Origin of the sequence: Paraburkholderia sp. JHI869, from assembly GCF_038900775.1 — a bacterium.
GTDB lineage: Bacteria > Pseudomonadota > Gammaproteobacteria > Burkholderiales > Burkholderiaceae > Paraburkholderia.
This window is the reverse complement of sequence record NZ_JAYMSC010000027.1, coordinates 68627-88547: the sequence shown is the minus strand read 5'-3', so window position 1 is coordinate 88547 and position 19921 is coordinate 68627. Positions and strand designations below refer to the sequence as shown.

The following is a 19921-nucleotide window of genomic DNA, read 5'->3' as shown; positions in this document are numbered from 1 at the left end:
CATTCACACTCGTTTTTCTACGCTTTAGAGGTTTCGCCGAATGCGTTTACTGATTGCGCTGATCTTGCCCTGGCTCCTGTTTTTCACCATTGGGCGTCCGATTGCGGGCATCGTCTGCCTGATCCTGCAGATCACGCTAATCGGCTGGATTCCGGCCGCGATCTGGGCCGTGTACTCGCTCAGCCAGTACAAGACCGACCGGAAAATAGAGGACGCGCTCGGCCGCCGCGGCTAAATCGCGCGGTCGGTGCGTGTGCGCCGCGTACAGGCGGCTTCCGTCGGGGAAACGGTAATCCACGCTCACAATTCAATAAGAACTTAACGCTGATTCTCCTTTCTTACAGATAGAAAGGAGATTGGCAATGTTCAAGTTCGTTCTCACGGCGGGCGCTATCGCGCTCCTGGCCGGCTGTGCGGTGGGCCCCGGCTACGACTATGGCTCCGGCGGCTATGGCCAGCCGTACTCCACCGGTTATTACAGCGGCTACGCGCCGGGCTATGCGCCGGCCTATGGCAGCGTCAACATCGGCGTCTGGGGCGGTGGCGGCGGTCGCGACTATCACGGCGGCGACTGGCACGGCGGCGGAGGTGGCTGGCACGGTGGCGGCCCTGGCGGTCACGGCGGTGGACACGGCGGACCCTGGGGGCCGCCGGGCGGCAATCATGGAGGCGGCCCCGGCGGCGGAGGCCATGGCGGCGGCCACGGCGGTGGTGGTCATGGCGGAGGCGGTCACGGAGGCGGCGGCCGTTGACGCGGGCTTGTCGCGCGCACTGGCGCGGCTTTCATGACCCGCCCGCTATTCGCCCCTTGCGGCGCATCCGCTGCAAAACGAATCAGGCCCGCCACTCTCACGAGGGCGGGCCTGATGCTTTGCACGGGAACCCGGCGTCACAGCCGGGGTTGCCGCGAACTTACTGGCTCGACTGCGACGTGCCGTTCGTCGACGGGCCGTATGCCGTCGCGCGCTGCGCAGCGACCTTGGCTTCGGCAGCCTGAATGTTTTCCGGGTAGTGAATCCAGTCGCTCGGGTCGTAGCCGGCGGCGCGCAGCTGCGCGAGGTCGGCGCGAACTTCGGCGCGGGTCACGGGTTGTTGCTGGGTTTGCGCCTGTGCGAACGCAGCGGCGGGTACGGCGACGATAGCGGCAAGCACAGCTGCCTTCAGAAACGACTTCATGACGAACCTCCGATATCTTTTGTGAGAAGCCATCGCATTGCGTGGCCCATGGCGACAATGTATGTGGTCGGAGGGTCAGGGTAAATACTTAGAAAACGAATTCAGTGTTCTCCTGACGACAACAATCGGGTTTGAAATCTCCTGAAGTATTGCGCCGCGCGCCTGCAATAAGGAAAGAAGGCCACAGATAATCCGGCCCTAAATGCCCGCCGGATTGTTGCTAAATCCGTAATTCCAATTCGCCTGAATCGGTCTGTATCCGCCCGGGGCGCTTGCCTAGAATCCACTCACAGTCGGCCGTTGCGGCGAATCGCAGCGAGCCGGCCGAGCACGACACGATGTGTACCGTTGTCGCGCATCGACGTTAAATAATTCCGGAGGTTGTCATCATGAAGTCGCTTCTCAAGGCTGTTGCCCTTACTGTTGCCCTGGCCGCTCCGCTGGCCGCTTTCGCTCAAGCCGATCAAGGTCTGACCCGCGAGCAAGTGCGCGAGCAACTCGTCGAATTCCAGCAAACGAGCCGCAACCAGGCTGCAGTCGCCACCCAGACGGCCGCGCCCGTCGCCCAGACGGATGGCTCGTTCGGCGGCGTGAGCAACTCGACGTCGGTTGCGGGTGCTCGCTACGTGTCGGAAGCGGCGCGCACCGGTCCGCAATCGGTGTACTTCGGCGGCCAGTAAGCCTGTCGGCAGTGACAAGATAAAAAACGGCCCGCGAGTTCGCTTCGCGGGCCGTTTCGCATCTGGGCTCTGCATTCTGTAGCCGCTACATCGCTTCCGCTTCCGGCACGTCGAGCACGAGATCCGTGCGCGCGACGGCCACGCAGGTCAGCACATAGCCCTCGGCCTTTTCCTCGCGGCTCAATCCGGGCCATTCGATCGTGAAGCTCACTTCGCCGCTCATCACGCGGCACATGCAGGCGCGGCAGGTGCCGTTGCGGCACATGCGCGGCAGACGGATGCCCTCGAACGCCGCCGCTTCCAGCAAGGTCAGTTCGGGCGGCGCTTCGAAGCTGCGCCCAAGCGGCTCCACGCGGACGACAGGCACGGATTCGTGGCTCATGTCGCTCATGAAAGCGATACCCCGAGCAACCGCCCCGCGCCCGCCGTGAACGCCGCCGCGGCGAGCCCGATCACAATCTGCCGGAATGCCGAGAACGTTGCGCTGCGCCCATTGAAGAGCGACGTGAACACGCCGACGAGGGCGAGCCCGCACGCGCTCAACGCAATCGACTGCGCGATCGCCGTGACGCCGTGCGCCCACAGGAACGGTGCGGTCGGAAACGCCGCGCCAAGCGAGAAGAGGCAGAACGACACGGCGGCGGCCGACCACGGATTGCCGCCCAGCTCCTTCGGGTCGATGCCAAGCTCCTCGCGCGCGAGCGTATTGAGCGCCTCGTCCTTGTTGCGCATGATCTGGGCGGCCACGCGGCGCGCTTCTTCGGGCTCGACGCCCTTCGCCTGATAGATGAGCGCGAGCTCGTGCCGTTCGGCGTCGGGCGTGTGCTCGAGTTCGTCGGCTTCCTTCGCGAGTTGCGTGCGCGCAAGCTCCCGCGCGTTGGTCACCGAGAGCCACTCGCCGAGCGCCATGGAGCACGCGCCCGCCACGAGTCCCGCGAGCCCCGTGAGCAAGATCGTGCGATTGACGCTGCCCGCGCCCGCCACACCCATGATCAGGCAGAAGTTCGAGACGAGCCCGTCGTTCGCGCCGAGCACCGCCGCGCGCAGGTCGTTGCCCGAGGTCGCGCTCTTGTGCCACGACTCGGCCGCGCCGATTGTTTCGCCGTGGCCGTGGCGGTTGCCTTGTCCCGGCTCGCGCTTCTGCTCGACGATCGCCTGCACGATGGCGGCGTGCTGCTGCTCCTGGGCGGAAAGCTTCTCGGCGCCGGGTTCGCGCGCGTAGCGGTCGCGGTCGGCGTATTCGGCGGCAGCCACGGTGGGCAGCACGAGCGAAGGGCCAAACGTGCGCGTGAGCGTTTGCAGCAGGCGCGTTTTTGCACTGCGCCGATGCGGCCGGGGCGTGACGCCGTTAGCCTCGAGCTTCTCGCGCCAGACGCTCGCGTGCTCGCGCTCGGACTCGGCGAGTTCGGCGAAGATGCGGCGGCGCTCGTCGTCTTTCTCGACCGCGGATAGCGTGTCGTAGACGGCGGCGCTGTCGAGTTCGTCGGCGAGATTGCGCCGGAAGCGGTTGATTTCCTGGGCGGAGGCCATGGGGCGCAGTGCGGGAAGCGATTCACCAAGCTTACCCTGGCGCCGCTGTGGCCAGAAGCCGCGCCTCGAACGTCCCAGCTTGCCGGTTCGCTCAGCGCCGCTGACGCAAATGCCGGTAGACCGTGTTGCGCGCAAGCCCGAGTTCGCGGGCCGCCGCCGAAACATTGCCGCTGTGGCGCGCGAGGGTTTCTTCGATGAGCCGCGACTGCCAGACGGAAAGGCGCGCGGGTTCGTGTTCCGTGTCGCTCGTCTCGGCTTCGGCCGCGGCTTCGGCGGACGGCTCCGCGCAATCGCTCGCGGGGTCGCAATCGTGCATGAGGTCTTCGGGCAGATGCTCCATGTCGATGGCGTCTTCGCCTTCGGCCATGATCGCCGCCGTGCGCAGCGCGCTGGCAAGCTGACGCAGATTGCCCGGCCAGCGGCAGCGCGCGAAGCACGCCCGCACGGCCGGGGTGAGGCGCGCGGGCGCGCCCGGCACCTCGCGCCGCACGATTTCGAGCATGCGGGCCACGAGCGCGTCGAGATCGGTGCGCTCGGCCAGCGCCGGCAGCGTGACGACGAGGCCGTTGATACGGTAGTAGAGATCTTCGCGGAACGTGCCTTCGGCGATCATCGCGCGCAGATCGCGGTGCGTGGCGCAGACGATGCGCAAATCCACCGGCACCGCGCGCGTGCCGCCGAGCGGCACGACGGCGCGCTCCTGCAAGACGCGCATGAGCCGCACCTGTTGCGCGAGCGGCATGTCGCCGATCTCGTCGAGAAAGAGCGTGCCGCCATGCGCCTGCGCGATCTTGCCGGCGCTGCCGCGGCGCTTCGCGCCTGTGAACGCGCCGTCTTCGTAGCCGAACAACTCGGCTTCGATCAGCGTGTCGGGCAGCGCCGCGCAGTTGAGTGCGACGAATGGCCCGTCGCGGCGCGGCGAATCGCGATGCAGCGCCCGCGCGAGCCATTCCTTGCCGGTGCCGGTGCGGCCGAGCACGAGCACGGGGATATCGCGACCTCGCACGCGCGCCACGCGCTGGAGGGCGGCAGCGAGCCGTTCGTCGCCGGTATCGAGTTCGGCGAGCGTGGGCTGGGGTGTCGTATCGGCGGCGCAGGGCGCTTTCGCTGCCGCGGGCGCAGGCGTGTACGGTGCGCGCGGCGTTTCGACCGTAACAGTTCGCGTAAGTGTGGTGGCGCCGGGCGTGGCGCGAGCGATCACGCGCACGCCGCTTGGCAGCGCGAGCATGAGCGGTTCGCCGGGTGCGCGCATGAGCTGCTGCATGAACGCCGCGAACGGCTGGCCGAAGAGCGCCGCGAACTCGCGCTGCTGTAACTCTGCGAGCGGCGCGCCGAACTGGAACAGGGCGCTGCGATTCGCGCAGAGCAGGGTGCCGTCGGCTGAGAAGGCGGCCAATCCTTCGTACAGCGTACCAATGAACTCCGAGCGCGCGTGAAACTGGAGCCGGATGGCTTCGGCGAATTCGGTGTTGAACAGATGGTTCTCGATCATCTGCGCCGACATGCGCACGAGCGCGAGCGTGTGCTTGTGAAAGCCGCGCGACTCGCCGCTCACGTCGAGTGCGCCGAGCGTGCGCCCGTACGGATCGGCGATCGGCGCGCACGAGCAGGTGAGGATGTGATTGGCGCGCAAAAAGTGTTCGCCCGCGTGCACCGTGGTGGGCTGGCCTTCCACGAGCGCCGTACCGATCGCATTCGTGCCGCGATGCTGCTCGGCCCACGAAACGCCGGGGCGCAGCGCCACACGCTGCGCTTTCTCGACGAAGTCGCTGTCAGCGAAGCTATGGAGGATCACGCCGTTGCGGTCGGTGAGCAAGACCATGCTCTGCGTATCGACGATCTGCGCGTGCAAGGCGTCCATCACGGGCCGCGCCTGGTGATAGAGCGTGCGATTCGTGTCGATCAGATCGCGCAGGTCCGCGGCGGCCAGTGCGTCGAATTCGGGCGCCTCGGTGGCGCGCAGCCCGAGTGCGCGCGAGCGCGCGTGAGCCTGCGCGATGGCGTCCGCGCGGGCCGCGTCGTGCGGCGTGACGGGGCGTCGGGTCACTCGTGTCTCCAGTCGTTTTGGGCGCTACGCTGCGGCGCAGCATGGCAACAGTGCGGCAAATGCGCGAGCGGCGCCTCTGGGGCAGTTCATGGTACAGGATACGCGGCGGCTGCCAATTCGGGTTGAAGCCGGGTTGAAGCCGGGTTGAAGCCGGGTTGAAGCCGGGTCGGGCCACGTCAAAGCACCTTGAGTTTCCCGGCGCGAGTGCCATGATGAAGGTGAGGGCGCATTCGCGTCGCGCCCCCGCTCCATAACGGAGTTCGTCATGGTGCACGGCGAATTGAGGATCGTGGGGGCGTTGCTCGCCACGTTCGTTACGCTCTTTGGCCTCGGGTATGCACTCGATGGACTGATCTTCGACGAGAACAACGTCGTGCTGTCCGGAATGGTGACCGTGGCTCTTGGGATCGTCGCGTTCGTGTTGATGCTCACCCTGCACCCGAAAGACCTCGAACATCTCGATCAGCACCGGCATCGCGAAACCTGACGCGCTCGAGCGGCGCGCATGGTGCGATGCGGCAACCGGCGCAGCGCGTTGGCGCAGGGCCGGGGTGGAGGATGTGTGTGCGCGCAACGGCAAGCGAATGCTGCACACGCGAAAAAGGGCGCAAAGCGCGGCGCAGGCAAGGACCTCGCGGGCTATTTCAGGCATGTGACAACGTCGACCTTGCGGGCGGCAGGAAGTCGTCTAAAGTGAATCAAATCACCCTGCGCGAACGGGTCGTTCGCGAGGGTTGGTGTTGATCCGCGCATGCCGGATCGGGGTGTTCCCAGGCACTATGCCGGGGCAGTCCGGGAAGGTTGAACGCGGCCTTTTCACCCTCCACCAAAGGCGACTCCCATGCAGATCATGTTTCCGAATGAGGTGCCCGAGTACTCGGGCCCAGACCTGACCTTGGCGTTTCCGGCGATGATCGATGGCGAGCGGGTGGAGTGTCTGATCACGGCGGCGGCGCTGGAAGATCACTTCGGGGCGGCTTCGCCGCGTGCCGAAGACATGCTCAGCGCGTTCGACCATCATCGCGACCGCATCGAGGCTTGCGCGCGCCGTTTGCTCTCCGAAACACGTGCGCAGTGTCTCGTGCTGCGCAGCGGTTACGTGCGGTTCGTGCAGGCGCACGGCAGCGCGTAGTCAACTCGAAAGCGCCCGCACGGCGGGCGCTCTGCGTTCAACCGCATTGTTGCCGCGCCCCAAGGGGCGCGGCGCTCGTTTACGCGCGCGCCGCCTTGCCGCTAGATGATGCGGCGCAGCGTGTTGTCGCGGAAGACGAGGTGATGCGCGATGGCCGCGAGCGCGTGCAGCCCGATCACCCAATAGAAGAGATTACCGATCAGCACGTGCGCATCCTTGAGGAACGTGCGCGCGGCCGGATCGGGACCGACGAGCGTGATCTGCAGATCGAGCCCCGCGAGCGTGACCGGATGGCCGCCGGTGTTGATCATCAAGATGCCGAGGAGCGGCTGTACGAAGATGAACAGGTAGAGCGCGAGATGCACGAGCCGCGAGAGAAACGAAAGCAGCGCGTTCGAGTCGATGTCCGCGGGCGCGCCGCGCCACAAACGCCAGGCGAGGCGCAGCACGGCGAGCGCGAGCACGAGCGAGCCCGCCCAGAAGTGCACGTTGTTCCAGAGCACGCGGCTATCCGTGCCCTTGGGGCCGCGCACCTCGATCGCGAGATAGGCGAGCGCGACGAGCACGAAGATGGCCCAGTGAAAGAAGATGGCGGGCTTCGTGTAGCGTTCGGTTGCGGCGGGGTAAGTTGCCACGTGGCGGCTCCTGTATGCGAGGGATCTGGCGATAGATCCCTATGATAAGGACGACGCGCCGCGCGGGGCAGCTATGCGGCTGGGAAGTTTGATGCTGCGGGGTGGCGGCAGTGAAAAAGAGGCGCGTTGCGGGCGAACGGGCCGCTAAAACAAAAAGGGTGGCGCGAAGCCACCCTTTTGCGTTTTACGCGTTGCCGAGATAGAAATACCGGAACAGGAACACGGCGGCGATGATCCACACGACCAGTTTCACGTCGCGCACACGGCCCGTGAGGAGCTTCAGGCCCGCATACGAGATGAAGCCGAACGCCACGCCGTTGGCGATCGAGTAGGTGAACGGCATGACAAGCGCCGTGAGGGCGGCGGGCACGACTTCGGTGGCGTCGTCCCAGGGCAGATCGGCGAGTTCGCGCAGCATCAGGCACGAGACGTAGAGCAGCGCCGGCGCCGTGGCGTAGCCCGGCACCACGCCCGCGAGCGGCGCGACGAACAGGCACGCGAGGAACAGCACGGCAACCGTCAACGCGGTCATCCCGGTGCGGCCGCCTGCCTGCACGCCCGAGGCGCTTTCGATATACGCCGTGGTCGACGAGGTGCCGAGAACCGAACCCGCGAGAATCGCGGTGCTATCGGCGAGCAGCGCGCGGTTCAGGCGGTGCATCTTGCCGTGCACGAGCAGGCCCGCGCGGTTCGCCACGCCCATCAGCGTGCCGGTCGCGTCGAACAGCTCGACGAGGAAGAACACGAGCACCACGTTGAGGATGCCGGTCGAGAGCGCGGTCTTGATGTCGAGCTGAGCGAAAGTCGGGGCGATCGACGGCGGCGGGGAGAAGATGCCGTGGAACTGGTTGCCGCCGAAGAAAAACGACAGGACCGTGACGCCCACGATGCCGATCAGGATCGCGCCGCGCACCTTCAGCACGTCGAGCGTGACGATCGCGAAGAAGCCGATGATCGCGAGGATCGTATGCGGATCGTGCAGGTTGCCGAGCTCGACGAGCGTGGCCGGGCTGCCGACCACCACGCCCGAAGTCTTGAGCGAGATGATCGCAAGGAAGAGACCGATACCCGCGGTGATCGACACCCGGATCGAATGCGGAATGCCATTGACGATGGCTTCGCGCACGCGCAGCAGCGTGACGATGAAGAACAGGCACCCGGAGATGAACACCGCGCCGAGCGCGGCCTGCCAGGTAAAGCCCATGCCCTTCACGACCGTATAGGCGAAATACGCGTTCAGGCCCATGCCGGGCGCGAGCGCGATGGGGTAGTTCGCGTAGAGGCCCATCACGAGCGAGGCGAGCGCCGCGACGAGGCAGGTGGCGACGAATACGCTTTCCTTCGGCATACCGGCGTCGCCGAGGATGGCCGGATTCACGAAGATGATGTAAGCCATCGTGAGGAAAGTGGTGAAACCGGCGAGCAGTTCGGTGCGCAGGTTGGTGCCTGCTTCTTCGAAACCGAAATAGCGTGAGATGGCGTCCATGAAGATCGGGCCCTTGAGAGTCGAGCGGGTTGTTCGCTGCTTGTTGTGTGGGTTCTTGCGTGTAATCGGCGCCGGCAAATGCGCGCTGCACGCACGCGCGCTTGCCGTAGCGCGTGGCTACGGGCGCGATTGTAAACAATTGTCCGTCGAGTGCAGAAAAGCCGTTGTGAGCGTGGACCGGGTACAACAGCACGCGTGGCGGCGGCAAGCGTGAAAGCGGGCGGCGAATGCGCCCGTGGCGCGAGGAAACGGGCACAACCGCACTCGGGCGCTGGGCGTTGCATCCGCCGGGCGCCGGGTTACGGCGGCTGTGTTGCGATCAAGCGATTACTGCGTCATTTGACCGGCGGGAGCGCCATATCCGGTGTGCGCCGCGCGATGTTGCGCGACGATCGCGCCCGCGCGTTGCGCGTTTTCCGGATAGTCGATCCAGTCGAGCGGGTCGTAGCCCGCCTGACGCCATTCGATCAGATCCGCACGGACCTGGGCTCGAGTCAGCGGTTGCGACGGATCGTACGGCTGGGCCACCGCCGCAGCCGACGCGAAGCAGCACGCTGCGGCCACGATGCCGAGCGCTACACGCGGAAGGGAGTTCATGGCAAGGCCTTTCGTATTAGGGATATCCCTAAAATTATAGGCGCTATCTCGTTAACTCAAAGGGCGATCGAGGGCTACTTTGGTGGCTCGGGATGTTTCGAAAAGTGATTGCGCGCGCTTGCCGTGCGGTAGTCGGTCGGGCGCTGTCCGGTCCATTTGCGGAACGCGCGATGAAACGCGCTCGGCTCCGCGAACCCGACCGCCGCTGCGACATCCGCCACTGAGCGGCCCGGCTCCTGCAGCGCCGCGATCGCGAGGTCGCGGCGCAATTCGTCCTTGATCGACTGGCAGCTGTGACCCTCCTGGCTCAGCCGCCGGCGCAGCGTGGCGGGCGCCACGTTCAGACGCTGCGCGATGGCGTCGGCATCGGGCCAGGCGGTCACGGGCAGCGCTCGCAGCACACGTCGCACGCGCGCCGCGAACGCGCCCGGATTGCGGTACTTCACGACGAAATTTCCGGGCGCGTTGCGCAGGAAGGCCCGCGCCGAGCTGGCGGTCTGGATCACGGGCAGTTCGAGAAAGCCGGGCGCGAATTCGAACCACGTGGCCGGCTGGTCGAACGTCATGTCGTCGCAGAGCATGAGTTGGTACTCGTGCACGGCGCCCGGCTGCGGGCAGCGAAAACGCGCTGCGAGAAGCGGAATGCGCCGCCCCACGAGCCAGCACACGAGCCCGTAGACGAGGATGAACCAGGTGGCGTACGCGAACATCGTGGGCGTGCGTTTGTCCGCGCGATGCGAGAGCGTGACGCGCACGCGCGTGGCGTCGATGTCGATCTCGCCCGCCAGATCGTCGAGCACGAGCCGCATGAAGTGCACGGCGCGCTGCAGCGCCTGGCGGCCCGTGCTCGCGCCGAGCGCCGAGTGCGTCATGGCGATGAAGCTGCCGCTTTTCATCGCGTGCGAGTCCTGACCGAAGAACTCGTCGTCGAGCCCGCGTGCGATGCCCGACCACAACTGGCCATATTGCGCGGCGCTCACGCGCGCCTCGGGCGCGAGCAGCACGGCGGGCGCGATGCCGGCGGCGTCGGTGAGCGGCGCTGTTTCGAGGCCGCCCGCGCGTGCCAGCGCGAGCGTCTCGTTCACCAGGCTCATCGAGATCGTGCCTTTTTCGCTCAGTGTGTTCGTCCTCGCCGGTTGCAATTGGGTCGCCTTCCAAGGGGTTGTCGCAGCCGATATGGTAAATCCGATCAGTGACTTTGAGCGTGGCGGGCATCGAATACGACCGCTCGCCTGCCTACACTTTTCGCAAGCCTTGCAGCCGGGGCCGCATCGCGCCACAGTGGAAGGCAAGCGCAAGAGACACAGGAAGGGGACACACATGGACGAGTTCTACACCGACGACCAGCGCATGATTCGCGACGCCGCGCGCGACTTTGCAAGCGAGCAGCTGGCGCCGAATGCGGCCCAATGGGACCGCGACAGCAAGCTGCCCGACGAAGTCGTCAAGCAACTGGGCGAAATGGGCTTTCTCGGCATGATCGTGCCGCAGGAGCAGGGCGGCTCGTACACCGACTACGTGGCCTACGCGCTCGCCATGGAGGAAATCGCGGCGGGCTGCGCCTCATGCGCGACGCTCGTGAGCGTACACAACTCGGTGGGCTGCGGGCCGATCCTGCAGTTCGGCACCGACGCGCAGAAGGACCGCTGGCTCGGCAAGCTCGCAAGCGGCGAGCTGATCGGCGCGTTTTGTTTGACCGAGCCGCAGGCGGGCTCCGAGGCGAACAACCTGCGCACGCGCGCCGAACTGCGCGACGGCAAGTGGGTGCTCAACGGCAACAAGCAATTCGTGACCAATGGCTCGCGCGCGAATATCGCCATCGTGTTCGCCGTGACCGATCCCGACGCGGGCAAGCGCGGCATTTCCGCGTTCATCGTGCCGACCGATACGCCGGGTTTCAACGTGGGACCGCACGAAAAGAAGATGGGCATTCGCGCTTCGGACACCTGCCCGATCTCGCTCGTGGATTGCGCGATTCCCGAGGCGAACCTGCTCGGCCAGCGCGGCGAAGGGTTGAAGATCGCGCTCGCGAATCTCGAAGGCGGACGCATTGGCATTGCCGCGCAGGCGCTAGGCATCGCGCGCGCGGCCTTCGAAGCGGCGCGTGCCTATGCGCACGAACGCGTGCAATTCGGCGAGCCCATCATCAAGCACCAGAGCGTGGCAAACATGCTGGCGGACATGCATACGCGCATCAACGCCGCGCGCCATCTCGTGCATCACGCGGCGCGGCTGCGCACGCTCGGCAAGCCGTGTCTTTCGGAGGCTTCGCAGGCGAAACTCTATGCTTCGGAAATGGCCGAGGAAGTGTGCTCGCACGCCATTCAGATTCATGGCGGCTATGGCTTCCTGAACGACTATCCGGTGGAACGCCACTATCGCGATGCACGGATCACGCAGATTTACGAAGGCACGAGCGAAGTGCAGAGGATGGTGATTGCACGACAGCTTTGATATGCAGTGAGGATGACGAAGCAATAATAAGCGAGCGCATATGCGCCGATGTAAAAGGAGACGACGATGACCGGGTTCACCCCTTCCGCGCAGGCCTTCATCGACGCACGCGAGTTGCTGCTGCGTCATCGCACTGACTATGCGCGCGCTTACGACGAATTCACGTGGCCGAAGCTCGATACGTTCAACTGGGCGCTCGACTACTTCGACGTGATGGCGCGCGGCAACGACAATCCGGCGCTCTGGATCGTCGACGACCTAGCGAATGGCGGCACGCGCTATTCGTTCGCGCAGATGTCCGAACGCTCGTCGCGCATGGCAAACTTCCTGCGCGAGCAGGGCGTGGCGCGCGGCGACCGCCTGCTGTTGATGCTGCCGAACCGCGTCGAACTCTGGGACGTGATGCTGGCGGCGATGAAGCTCGGCGCCATCGTGCTGCCCGCCACCACGCAGCTCTCGCCCGACGACGTGCGCGAGCGCGTGGAAACGGGCGGCGCAGGCTACGTTGTCGTGGACGCCGCCGAACTCGGCAAATTCAATGCGCTCGACCAAAGCGTGAAGCGTATTGCGGTGGGCGCCGCGCCCGAAGCATGTGAAGGCTGGATCGACCTCTCGCGCGCGTACGCAGCGAGCCCCGCGTTCGAACCCGACGGCCCGACGCGCGCCACCGACCCGCTTCTGCTCTATTTCACCTCGGGCACGACCTCGAAGCCCAAGCTCGTGGAGCATACGCACGAGAGCTACCCCGTAGGGCATCTTTCGACGATGTACTGGATCGGCCTGATGCCGGGCGACATCCACTGGAACATCAGTTCGCCGGGCTGGGCCAAGCACGCGTGGAGCTGTTTCTTCGCGCCGTGGAATGCGCAGGCCTGTGTGTTCGTCTACAACTACGCGCGTTTCGTGCCGAAAGACACGCTCGCCGCAATCGTGCAATGCGGCGTGACCACGCTGTGCGCGCCGCCCACGGTGTGGCGCATGCTCGTGCAGGAGCCGCTCGCAACGTATTCGGTGAAGCTGCGCGAGATCGTGGGCGCGGGCGAGCCGCTCAACCCCGAGATCATCGAGCGCGTGCGTCACGCGTGGGGCATTACGATTCGCGACGGCTACGGCCAGACCGAAACGACCTGCCAGATCGGCAATTCGCCGGGTCAGCCCGTGGTTGCGGGCTCGATGGGGCGGCCGCTGCCGGGCTATCGCGTGGAACTTGTCGATGCGGACGATCATCCCGCGACCGAAGGGGAGATAGCACTCCCGGTTGGGCCAAATTCGGTGCATCGCCCGCTCGGCCTCATGACGGGCTACGCGAACAACGCGAAGGCGAGCGAATACGCCATGCGCAACGGCTACTACCACACGTCCGATGTCGCCTTGCGTCGCGACGACGGCTACTACGTCTACGTGGGCCGCGCCGACGACGTGTTCAAGTCGTCCGACTACCGCCTGAGCCCGTTCGAACTCGAAAGCGTGCTGATCGAGCACGAGGCGATCGCCGAGGCGGCGGTCGTGCCGAGTCCGGACGAATTGCGCCTCTCGGTGCCCAAGGCTTTCGTCATCGTGCGCCAGGGCTTTGAGGCGGGCCCCGAACTCGCGCGCGAAGTGTTCCGCTTCTCGCGTGAAAAGCTCGCGCCGTACAAGCGCATTCGCCGTCTGCAGTTCAGCGACTTGCCCAAGACCATCTCGGGCAAGATCCGCCGCGTGGAGCTGCGCCGACGCGAAATGGAGCGCAGCGCCGAACCCGCGCGTCAGCCCGACGAGTACTGGGAAGAGGATTTCCCCGAGCTGCGTTGATATCAAAACGGAGTCCGAAATGATCGAATTCGAGTACGCGCATGAGGGCGCGGTGGTCCTGCTCACGCTTTCGCGGCCGCCGGCGAACGCCTTTACGATCGATGGTCTGCGTCAGCTTCAGCAGGTCATCGAAGCGTTCGATCGCGAGCCGCAAGTGCGCGCCGTCGTCATCACCGGCAGCGGGCCGAAGTTTTTCAGCGCAGGCGCCGACCTCAATGCCTTTGCCAGTGGCGATCGCGAGGTCGCGCGCACCGCGGCGAGCGCATTCGGCGCGGCATTCGAGGCGTTGCAGAAGGCGCGGCCCGTGGTCATTGCAGCAATCAATGGCTATGCGATGGGCGGGGGCCTCGAGTGCGCGCTCGCGTGCGACATTCGCATTGCCGAGGAACATGCACAACTCGCGCTGCCCGAGCCCGCTGTGGGGCTGCTGCCCAGCGGTTGCGGCACGCAGACCTTGCCCTGGCTCGTGGGCGAAGGCTGGGCCAAGCGCATCATCCTCACGGGCGAGCGCGTGAATGCGCAAACGGCGCTACGCATCGGTCTGGTGGAAGAAGTCGTCGCAACCGGCGGCGCGCGCGAGGCGGCGCTCACCATGGCCGCGCGTGTTGCGGGCTTGAGCCCGCAAGCGGTCACCTTCAGCAAATCGCTGATCCATCAGGCGCGCAATGGCGTGCCGCGCGGCGCGGCGCTCGCTGTCGAGCGCGAGCGCTTCGTCGATCTGTTCGACTCGCCCAACCAGCGCGAAGGCGTCAACGCGTTTCTGGAAAAACGCAAACCGCGCTGGCATATTGAAATGGAGAACTAAGCAATGAACGCAACACCCGCTTCTGCTCAGGCGGCGACGGAAGCCGAACAGGGCGTGCTGTATCGCGTGGTCAATCGCGTGGCGATCGTCACGCTCAATCGTCCGGCAGCGCTCAATGCGCTTTCGCACGCCATGGTGCGCGAACTAGCCACACTGCTGGAGCGCGTGCGCACGGACGACGATATCGTCGCGCTCGTGCTGGAAGGCGCAGGCCCGAAAGGCTTTTGCGCGGGCGGCGACGTGCGCGCGATCTATCAACTCGCACGCGAGAAAGCACGCGAAGGCGCGAACGGCTGGCAGCAATTCTTCGTCGACGAATATCGCCTCGATTTCGCGCTCCACACGTTTTCAAAGCCGCTCGTCGCGCTGCTCGACGGCGTGACGATGGGCGGCGGCATGGGCCTCGGCCAGGCGGCGGCGCTGCGCGTTGCGACCTCGCGCACGAAGATCGCGATGCCGGAAACGCGCATCGGCCTCTTGCCCGATGTGGGCGCGACGCACTTTCTCGCGAAGATGCCGGTGGAGTTGGCGCTATACGTGGGCTTGACCGGCGCGATGCTCAGCGGCGCGGACGCGGTGCATTGCGGCCTCGCGGATGCCTGCGTGCCGGGCGAATGGCTCGATGGCTACGAGGCGCGTCTTTTGGCGGCGCAATGGTCAAGCGACGTGCATGCAAACTTACGCGAAGTATTCGTCGCGCCGTGTCATGAGGCTAACGATGGCGCGCTCGCTTCGTTCACTCCGCTCATCGTGCGGCACTTCGACCACCGCCTGCGTGTCGAGCAGATCGTCTCAACGCTGCGCGCCGACCTCGAACGCGAACACTCGCAAGGCGAGCAAGCATGGCTCGAAGCCACGCTCGAAGCGCTTACGCACTATTCGCCCACCATGCTCGAAGTCACGCGCGAAGCGCTGCTGCGCGGCCGCCATATGACGCTTGCCGAGTGTTTCCGCATGGAGCTTGGCATCGTGGGCCGCGCGATCGAGGAAGGCGACTTCTGCGAAGGCGTGCGCGCGCATCTCGTCGACAAGGACCGCAAGCCGCGCTGGGCGCCCGCCACGCTCGTCGAAGTGCGGACCGAGCGCGTGCAGCAATTTCTTGCGTCGCCGTGGCGCGGCGAGGCGCATCCGCTGGCGGACCTTGGCGCTTGAACGTTCGCGATTTCCTCAGTCGGAGGACTCGCGCGCTGACGGCTCGCGCAGCGCGGCGAGCCGCAGTTCACGCTCAGCGCTGACTGCGTGCGCGCCGTGAGAAGGACCCTGCGCACGCGTAAGCAGACGTAGCGTGGCAACAGAACCCGCCACGGCGAGCAACAGCGGAATCGCCAGATCGTGATTCACGTGCGTGAATTCGAGAATCAGCACGGTGGCGGTGATGGGCATCTGCATCGAGGACGCGAGAAACGCACCCGCGCCGATAATCGCAAAGGCGCCTGGCGAAAGACCGGGCCACACGTGATTCACAAGCCCAGCAATGACGATGGCAAGCAGCGCGCCGTTCGCGAGCCCCGGCGTGAGCAGGCCGCCCTTGGCGCCCGCGCGCAACGTGGTGGTCGTGATGAACACGCGCAGCACGAGCAGCGTGGCCGCGAGGCCGATGCCGAGATTGTCGTCGAAGCTCAGACCAGCCGGCCCCTTGCCGTTGCCGAGCAACTGCGGGAACCAGATGGCCAGCAGGCCGATGCCCGCGAAATTCACCACCGTATAGAGCGGCAAGCGCCAGTCCTTGGGCGAGGCGTTGCGCGCGCGGCTCGTCACGCGTGAGAAGCCGTGTGCGGCCGCGCCGAACAGCGGCCCGCAGATCACCGACCACACCACGAGCTGCGCATTGATGCCGTAGGCGGGCACGTGGTACTGCTGCGCGTCGCCGAGACCGATCCATGCAATCACGGCCGCAATGGCCGAGGTGGTGATCGCCGGCACCGCCACCGACCAGCCGAACGTGCCGAGCAGCACTTCGAGCACGAACATCGCGCCGCCCAGCGGCACGTTGTAGACCGCCGCGAGCCCCGCGCCCGCGCCGCACGCGATCATCACGCGGCGCTCCGCGGCGGTGAGTCCCGTGCGCTTCGCGAGCCAGCTCGCGAACGCAGCGCCGATCTCGCGCGGCGCGACTTCGCGTCCGAGCGGCGAACCCATCGCGACGGTCACGATCTGCAGCAATGCATGCACGGTGGTCGCGAAAAAGGGCATGCGCTTGCCGCCCGGCTTGATCGCCGCGCTGATGCTCACGAGCGGACGCGCATAGCGATAGAGCGCCCACCATCCGCCTCCGCCGATCAGCCCGCAGGCCACGAGCACCGCCACGCGCCGCCAGGGCGCGGTATCCGTCACGCCCTGCAGGAAGCTCTCCGCGCCGACGATGTGCCCCGCGCCGTAGCCATAGGCGACGTGCTGGATGGCATGCAGCAGCAGCGCGAGCAGCATGCCGCCGAGACCCGCGCCGATGCCGGTGAGCACGGTCACGATCGCGAGCGTGACGAGCGGGCTGCGCGGCGGCGGACGAACGGCGTTGGCGCGAGCGCGCGGCTCGGGAAGGGGAGTGAGGGATGACACGGCGGGAAGGCGAGCGTGGTAGTCGCGGGGCGACGGGGTGGCGCCCATTGTAGCGAGCGCATGAGGGCGGCGCGTCCAGCACGTTCAGTGCGCCCGGCACGGCCCGCGCAAACGAAAACGCCCGCCGCGAATCACGCGGCGGGCGTTCGAACCGAAGCAGCGCTTACAGGTAGCTGCAAACGTAGTCGAGCGTCTCGACCACTTCGATGTCGAAGCGGCTCTTTCCCGGCACCGAGAATGACTCGCCGGCGCTGTAGGTCTTCCACTCGTCGGTGCCTTCCAGGCGGATGCGGCACTGGCCGGCCTGCACTTCCATCAGTTCGGCGGCGTCCGTGCCGAAGTTCAGCGTGCCCGGCAGGATCACGCCGAGCGTCTTGCGCGAGCCGTCGGCGAACAGCACGGTGTGCGAAACGCACTTGCCGTCGAAGTAGACGTTGGCGCGTTTGATTACGGAAACCTGGTCGAATTGTGCTGCTGCCGTCATGGCGGTCTTCCTCTGTCTTCGTGAATGGAACCGGGCGCCGGGACGACGCGTCGTCCGGGGCGAGGCCGCCATCATACCGGCAGTCGGGCGCGGCCGGCGCATGGCGTCGGCGACGAAACCGACGAATTGCGAATTGAATATTTACAAAAAAATAACATGTTATTACAATCGCAATGACGAATGAGAATCATGCGCATTCGTAACTACGACCATAAATACGTCAATACGCCGACCAACTCGCTCACTCATGTCCGTCCATTTCCAGACGCGGATGCGCGCCATCGCCTCCGTCGCTGCACTCTATTGCTCCGGTTTCGTCGCATCGCCTCTCGTTCACGCGCAAACCGCGCCCGCTGCCGATAGTCCCGCCGCCGCTAGCGCCGCCGCAGCAACGGCTGCTTCGTCCACGGCCGCCGCCGAAAGCACGCTGCCCGCCGTGAAGGTCGTTTCGGGGCCCTCCGACATGCAGACCAAGGCGCTCGACTCGTACAAGTTCACCGCGCCGCTCATCGACACGCCGCGCTCCGTCACGGTGATCCCCGAGGAAGTGCTCAAGGAGAAGAACGTCACGACGTTCCAGGACGCGCTGCGCACGGTGCCCGGCATCACCTTCCTGGGCGGCGACGCGGCGGCGAATCCGTCTGCGGACCGCCCCGTGATTCGCGGTTTCGAGTCGCGCAACTCGATCTTCGTGGACGGCATGCGCGACTCGGGCGTGCAGAACCGCGAAACCTTCGACGTGCAGAACATCAGCGTCATCAAGGGCCCGGACTCCGTGTATGCGGGGCGCGGGTCGGTCGGCGGCAGCATCGACATCCAGACGAAAACGCCGCAGGCCGACAACTTCATCAATGGCAGCGTGGGTCTCGGCACCGATAGTTACCGCCGCGCCACCATCGACTGGAACCAGACGCTCAACGACACCACCGCGTTCCGCCTGAACGCCATGGGCCACGACGCCGACCAGGCGGGCCGCACGGATGTGTACAGCAAGCGCTGGGGCGTGGCGCCCTCGATCGCGTTCGGCCTGAATTCGCCGACCACGGTCACGGTGAGCTACTACCACCTCAACACCTACGACATGCCCGATTTCAGCGTGCCGTTCCGCTCGACGGGCGGCACGCCGGTGTCGTCCAATCGCGGGCAGTTCTACGGCCTGAACTCGCGCGACTACCGCTACGGCCAGACCGATACGGGCGAAGTGAAGGTGGAGCACCGCATCAACGACGCGTGGAAGATCAAGAACACGACGATGTTCGGCCGCTCGACGCTCGACTACGTCGCGACCAATCCGCAGTTGACGAATGCGACCTCGAACATCCTGAGCCTGCAGGCGAAGAGCGGCAAGTACGCGACCAACAGCGTGGCCAACCAGACGGAAGCGACCGGCAAGTTCGACCTGTACGGCATGCGCCACACGTTCACGGCGGGCGTGGAATTCAGCCACGAGCAGGACCTGTACGAAGGCTATCTCGTGAGCGATTCGGCGGGCAACAACATCCGCTCGGGCGGCCCGTGCTCGGTCGCGTACAACTGCGCGTCGATCAACAACTGGAATCCCAACAACCCGTGGACGGGCAGCATCGTCCTGAACGGCGACAAGAGCTTCCCGGGACCGGCCACGCATACGCAAACGAACATCGCCTCGGCATACATGTTCGACAGCGTGCAGCTTTCCGAGCGCTGGATCTTCAACGCGGGCCTGCGTTTCGACCGCTATGACGTGACCGCACAGCAAGCAGGCGTGGCCGATCTGTCGAACACGTCGAATCTCTTCAGCTACCAGTTCGGCCTCGTGTTCAAGCCGGTGCCGACCTTGAGCCTCTATGCGTCGTACGGCACCTCGGCGAATCCGCCGGGTTCGAACTCGGGTCTCGGCGGCGGCACGGACCAGATCACGGCCACCAACAAGGACCTCGCGCCCGAGCGCTCGCGCAACATCGAAGTGGGCGCGAAGTGGGATGTGCTCGATCAGCGCCTCTCGCTCACCACGGCGTTGTTCCAGACCGACAAGACCAACGCGCGCGTCAGCGACGGCCTGGGCGGCACGATCAACGCAGGCTCGCAACGCGTGCGCGGCTTCGAGTTTGGTTTCGCGGGCAACGTGACGAACAAGTGGTCGGTGTTCGGCGGGTACTCGTACCTCGACGCGATCACGACCGATGCCGGCCCGGCGAGCCCGACGCTTTCCGGCCTGCCGATGGTGATGGTGCCCAAGCACAACTTCACGCTGTGGACGAGCTACGACGTGCTGCCGAAACTCACGGTGGGTGCGGGCGCAACGGTTTCGAGCCTGACGTATGCATCGGTTTCCGCGACGTCGCGCAAGTGGATTCCGGGTTACGCGCGCTTCGATGCTTCGGCTACGTGGCGCGTGTCAAAGAAGATCGACCTGCAACTGAACGTGAACAACATCTTCGACAAGGAGTACTACCAGAGCGCGTACCCGATTTACGCAACCTGGGCGCCGGGCCGCTCGGCGATGGTGACGGTGAACTTCTATCAGTGATCGCTAAAGGCTGATCAAGGCGAGTCATGAAAAAAGGGG

At 65.6% G+C, this 19921-nt stretch carries 20 protein-coding genes; 10 read left to right on the top strand and 10 right to left on the bottom strand.

Translation table 11 applies throughout. From position 1 onward, the window contains the following. Positions 1 to 40 precede the first annotated feature (40 nt). Both VSR72_RS33260 and VSR72_RS33255 read left to right on the top strand, forming a co-directional pair. On the top strand, positions 41 to 235 hold the full coding sequence (locus tag VSR72_RS33260; protein ID WP_028209664.1) for a YqaE/Pmp3 family membrane protein: 195 nt from the start codon (positions 41 to 43) through the stop codon (positions 233 to 235). A 127-nt stretch (positions 236 to 362) separates the two neighbouring features. Further along, positions 363 to 752: a hypothetical protein gene (locus VSR72_RS33255; RefSeq protein WP_342956500.1), complete on the top strand. Its 390-nt coding sequence runs from the start codon at positions 363 to 365 to the stop codon at positions 750 to 752. Between the two features lie 160 nt (positions 753 to 912). Here the strand turns inward: VSR72_RS33255 and VSR72_RS33250 are convergent, their stop codons facing one another. After that, positions 913 to 1176, bottom strand: a complete 264-nt coding sequence (locus tag VSR72_RS33250; protein ID WP_342956499.1) for a DUF4148 domain-containing protein — start codon at positions 1174 to 1176, stop codon at positions 913 to 915. Between the two features lie 389 nt (positions 1177 to 1565). Between VSR72_RS33250 and VSR72_RS33245 the strand changes: the two genes are divergently transcribed. Beyond that, a complete protein-coding gene (locus tag VSR72_RS33245; protein ID WP_342956498.1) occupies positions 1566 to 1856 on the top strand; it encodes a DUF4148 domain-containing protein in 291 nt (96 codons plus the stop codon). 85 nt (positions 1857 to 1941) lie between these two features. Here VSR72_RS33245 and VSR72_RS33240 read toward each other — a convergent pair whose 3' ends face one another. From VSR72_RS33240 to VSR72_RS33230, 3 genes are all read right to left on the bottom strand, one after another. Beyond that, complete coding sequence (locus VSR72_RS33240) at positions 1942 to 2247, bottom strand: 2Fe-2S iron-sulfur cluster-binding protein (protein ID WP_342956497.1); 306 nt, start codon at positions 2245 to 2247, stop codon at positions 1942 to 1944. Then, complete coding sequence (locus VSR72_RS33235) at positions 2244 to 3386, bottom strand: VIT1/CCC1 transporter family protein (protein ID WP_342956496.1); 1143 nt, start codon at positions 3384 to 3386, stop codon at positions 2244 to 2246. The genes VSR72_RS33240 and VSR72_RS33235 overlap by 4 nt, the downstream gene beginning before the upstream one ends. Before the next feature lie 91 nt (positions 3387 to 3477). Then, entirely contained in the window at positions 3478 to 5433 is a 1956-nt protein-coding gene (locus VSR72_RS33230; RefSeq protein ID WP_342956495.1) for a sigma-54-dependent Fis family transcriptional regulator, read from the bottom strand. 265 nt (positions 5434 to 5698) lie between these two features. Between VSR72_RS33230 and VSR72_RS33225 the strand changes: the two genes are divergently transcribed. Together VSR72_RS33225 and VSR72_RS33220 are read left to right on the top strand one after the other, a co-directional pair. After that, the gene (locus VSR72_RS33225) at positions 5699 to 5920 is read left to right on the top strand and encodes a DUF2964 family protein (protein ID WP_342956494.1); all 222 of its coding nucleotides are present in this window, start codon (positions 5699 to 5701) and stop codon (positions 5918 to 5920) included. 354 nt (positions 5921 to 6274) lie between these two features. Continuing rightward, on the top strand, positions 6275 to 6565 hold the full coding sequence (locus tag VSR72_RS33220) for a DUF1488 domain-containing protein (RefSeq protein WP_158759258.1): 291 nt from the start codon (positions 6275 to 6277) through the stop codon (positions 6563 to 6565). 101 nt (positions 6566 to 6666) lie between these two features. Here the strand turns inward: VSR72_RS33220 and VSR72_RS33215 are convergent, their stop codons facing one another. The 4 genes from VSR72_RS33215 to VSR72_RS33200 form a co-directional block, all read right to left on the bottom strand. Beyond that, positions 6667 to 7200 carry a cytochrome b/b6 domain-containing protein gene (locus tag VSR72_RS33215; protein WP_342956493.1) on the bottom strand — a complete coding sequence of 178 codons (534 nt, stop codon included), beginning with the start codon at positions 7198 to 7200 and terminating at the stop codon, positions 6667 to 6669. 184 nt (positions 7201 to 7384) lie between these two features. Beyond that, positions 7385 to 8686, bottom strand: a complete 1302-nt coding sequence (locus VSR72_RS33210) for an NCS2 family permease (protein WP_342956492.1) — start codon at positions 8684 to 8686, stop codon at positions 7385 to 7387. A gap of 327 nt (positions 8687 to 9013) precedes the next feature. Then, positions 9014 to 9283, bottom strand: a complete 270-nt coding sequence (locus VSR72_RS33205; RefSeq protein WP_342956491.1) for a DUF4148 domain-containing protein — start codon at positions 9281 to 9283, stop codon at positions 9014 to 9016. A gap of 74 nt (positions 9284 to 9357) precedes the next feature. Beyond that, positions 9358 to 10377, bottom strand: coding sequence for an AraC family transcriptional regulator ligand-binding domain-containing protein (locus VSR72_RS33200; protein ID WP_342956490.1), 1020 nt, complete (start codon positions 10375 to 10377; stop codon positions 9358 to 9360). Positions 10378 to 10603: 226 nt separating this feature from the next. Between VSR72_RS33200 and VSR72_RS33195 the strand changes: the two genes are divergently transcribed. The 4 genes from VSR72_RS33195 (at position 10604) to VSR72_RS33180 (ending at position 15485) form a co-directional block, all read left to right on the top strand. Further along, on the top strand, positions 10604 to 11737 hold the full coding sequence (locus tag VSR72_RS33195) for an acyl-CoA dehydrogenase family protein (RefSeq protein ID WP_342956489.1): 1134 nt from the start codon (positions 10604 to 10606) through the stop codon (positions 11735 to 11737). A gap of 66 nt (positions 11738 to 11803) precedes the next feature. Beyond that, on the top strand, positions 11804 to 13528 hold the full coding sequence (locus tag VSR72_RS33190; RefSeq protein WP_342956488.1) for an AMP-binding protein: 1725 nt from the start codon (positions 11804 to 11806) through the stop codon (positions 13526 to 13528). A gap of 19 nt (positions 13529 to 13547) precedes the next feature. Further along, positions 13548 to 14333 (top strand): enoyl-CoA hydratase, encoded by a 786-nt coding sequence (locus tag VSR72_RS33185; protein ID WP_342956487.1) that lies wholly within the window; start codon positions 13548 to 13550, stop codon positions 14331 to 14333. Between the two features lie 3 nt (positions 14334 to 14336). Next, positions 14337 to 15485: an enoyl-CoA hydratase/isomerase family protein gene (locus tag VSR72_RS33180; protein ID WP_342956486.1), complete on the top strand. Its 1149-nt coding sequence runs from the start codon at positions 14337 to 14339 to the stop codon at positions 15483 to 15485. 15 nt (positions 15486 to 15500) lie between these two features. Here VSR72_RS33180 and VSR72_RS33175 read toward each other — a convergent pair whose 3' ends face one another. Next, complete coding sequence (locus VSR72_RS33175) at positions 15501 to 16889, bottom strand: chloride channel protein (protein WP_342956485.1); 1389 nt, start codon at positions 16887 to 16889, stop codon at positions 15501 to 15503. A gap of 163 nt (positions 16890 to 17052) precedes the next feature. Next, the gene (locus VSR72_RS33170) at positions 17053 to 17373 is read right to left on the bottom strand and encodes a pyrimidine/purine nucleoside phosphorylase (protein WP_254316758.1); all 321 of its coding nucleotides are present in this window, start codon (positions 17371 to 17373) and stop codon (positions 17053 to 17055) included. 247 nt (positions 17374 to 17620) lie between these two features. Between VSR72_RS33170 and VSR72_RS33165 the strand changes: the two genes are divergently transcribed. Then, on the top strand, positions 17621 to 19882 hold the full coding sequence (locus VSR72_RS33165) for a TonB-dependent siderophore receptor (RefSeq protein ID WP_342956484.1): 2262 nt from the start codon (positions 17621 to 17623) through the stop codon (positions 19880 to 19882). The last annotated feature ends 39 nt before the right edge of the window (positions 19883 to 19921 follow it).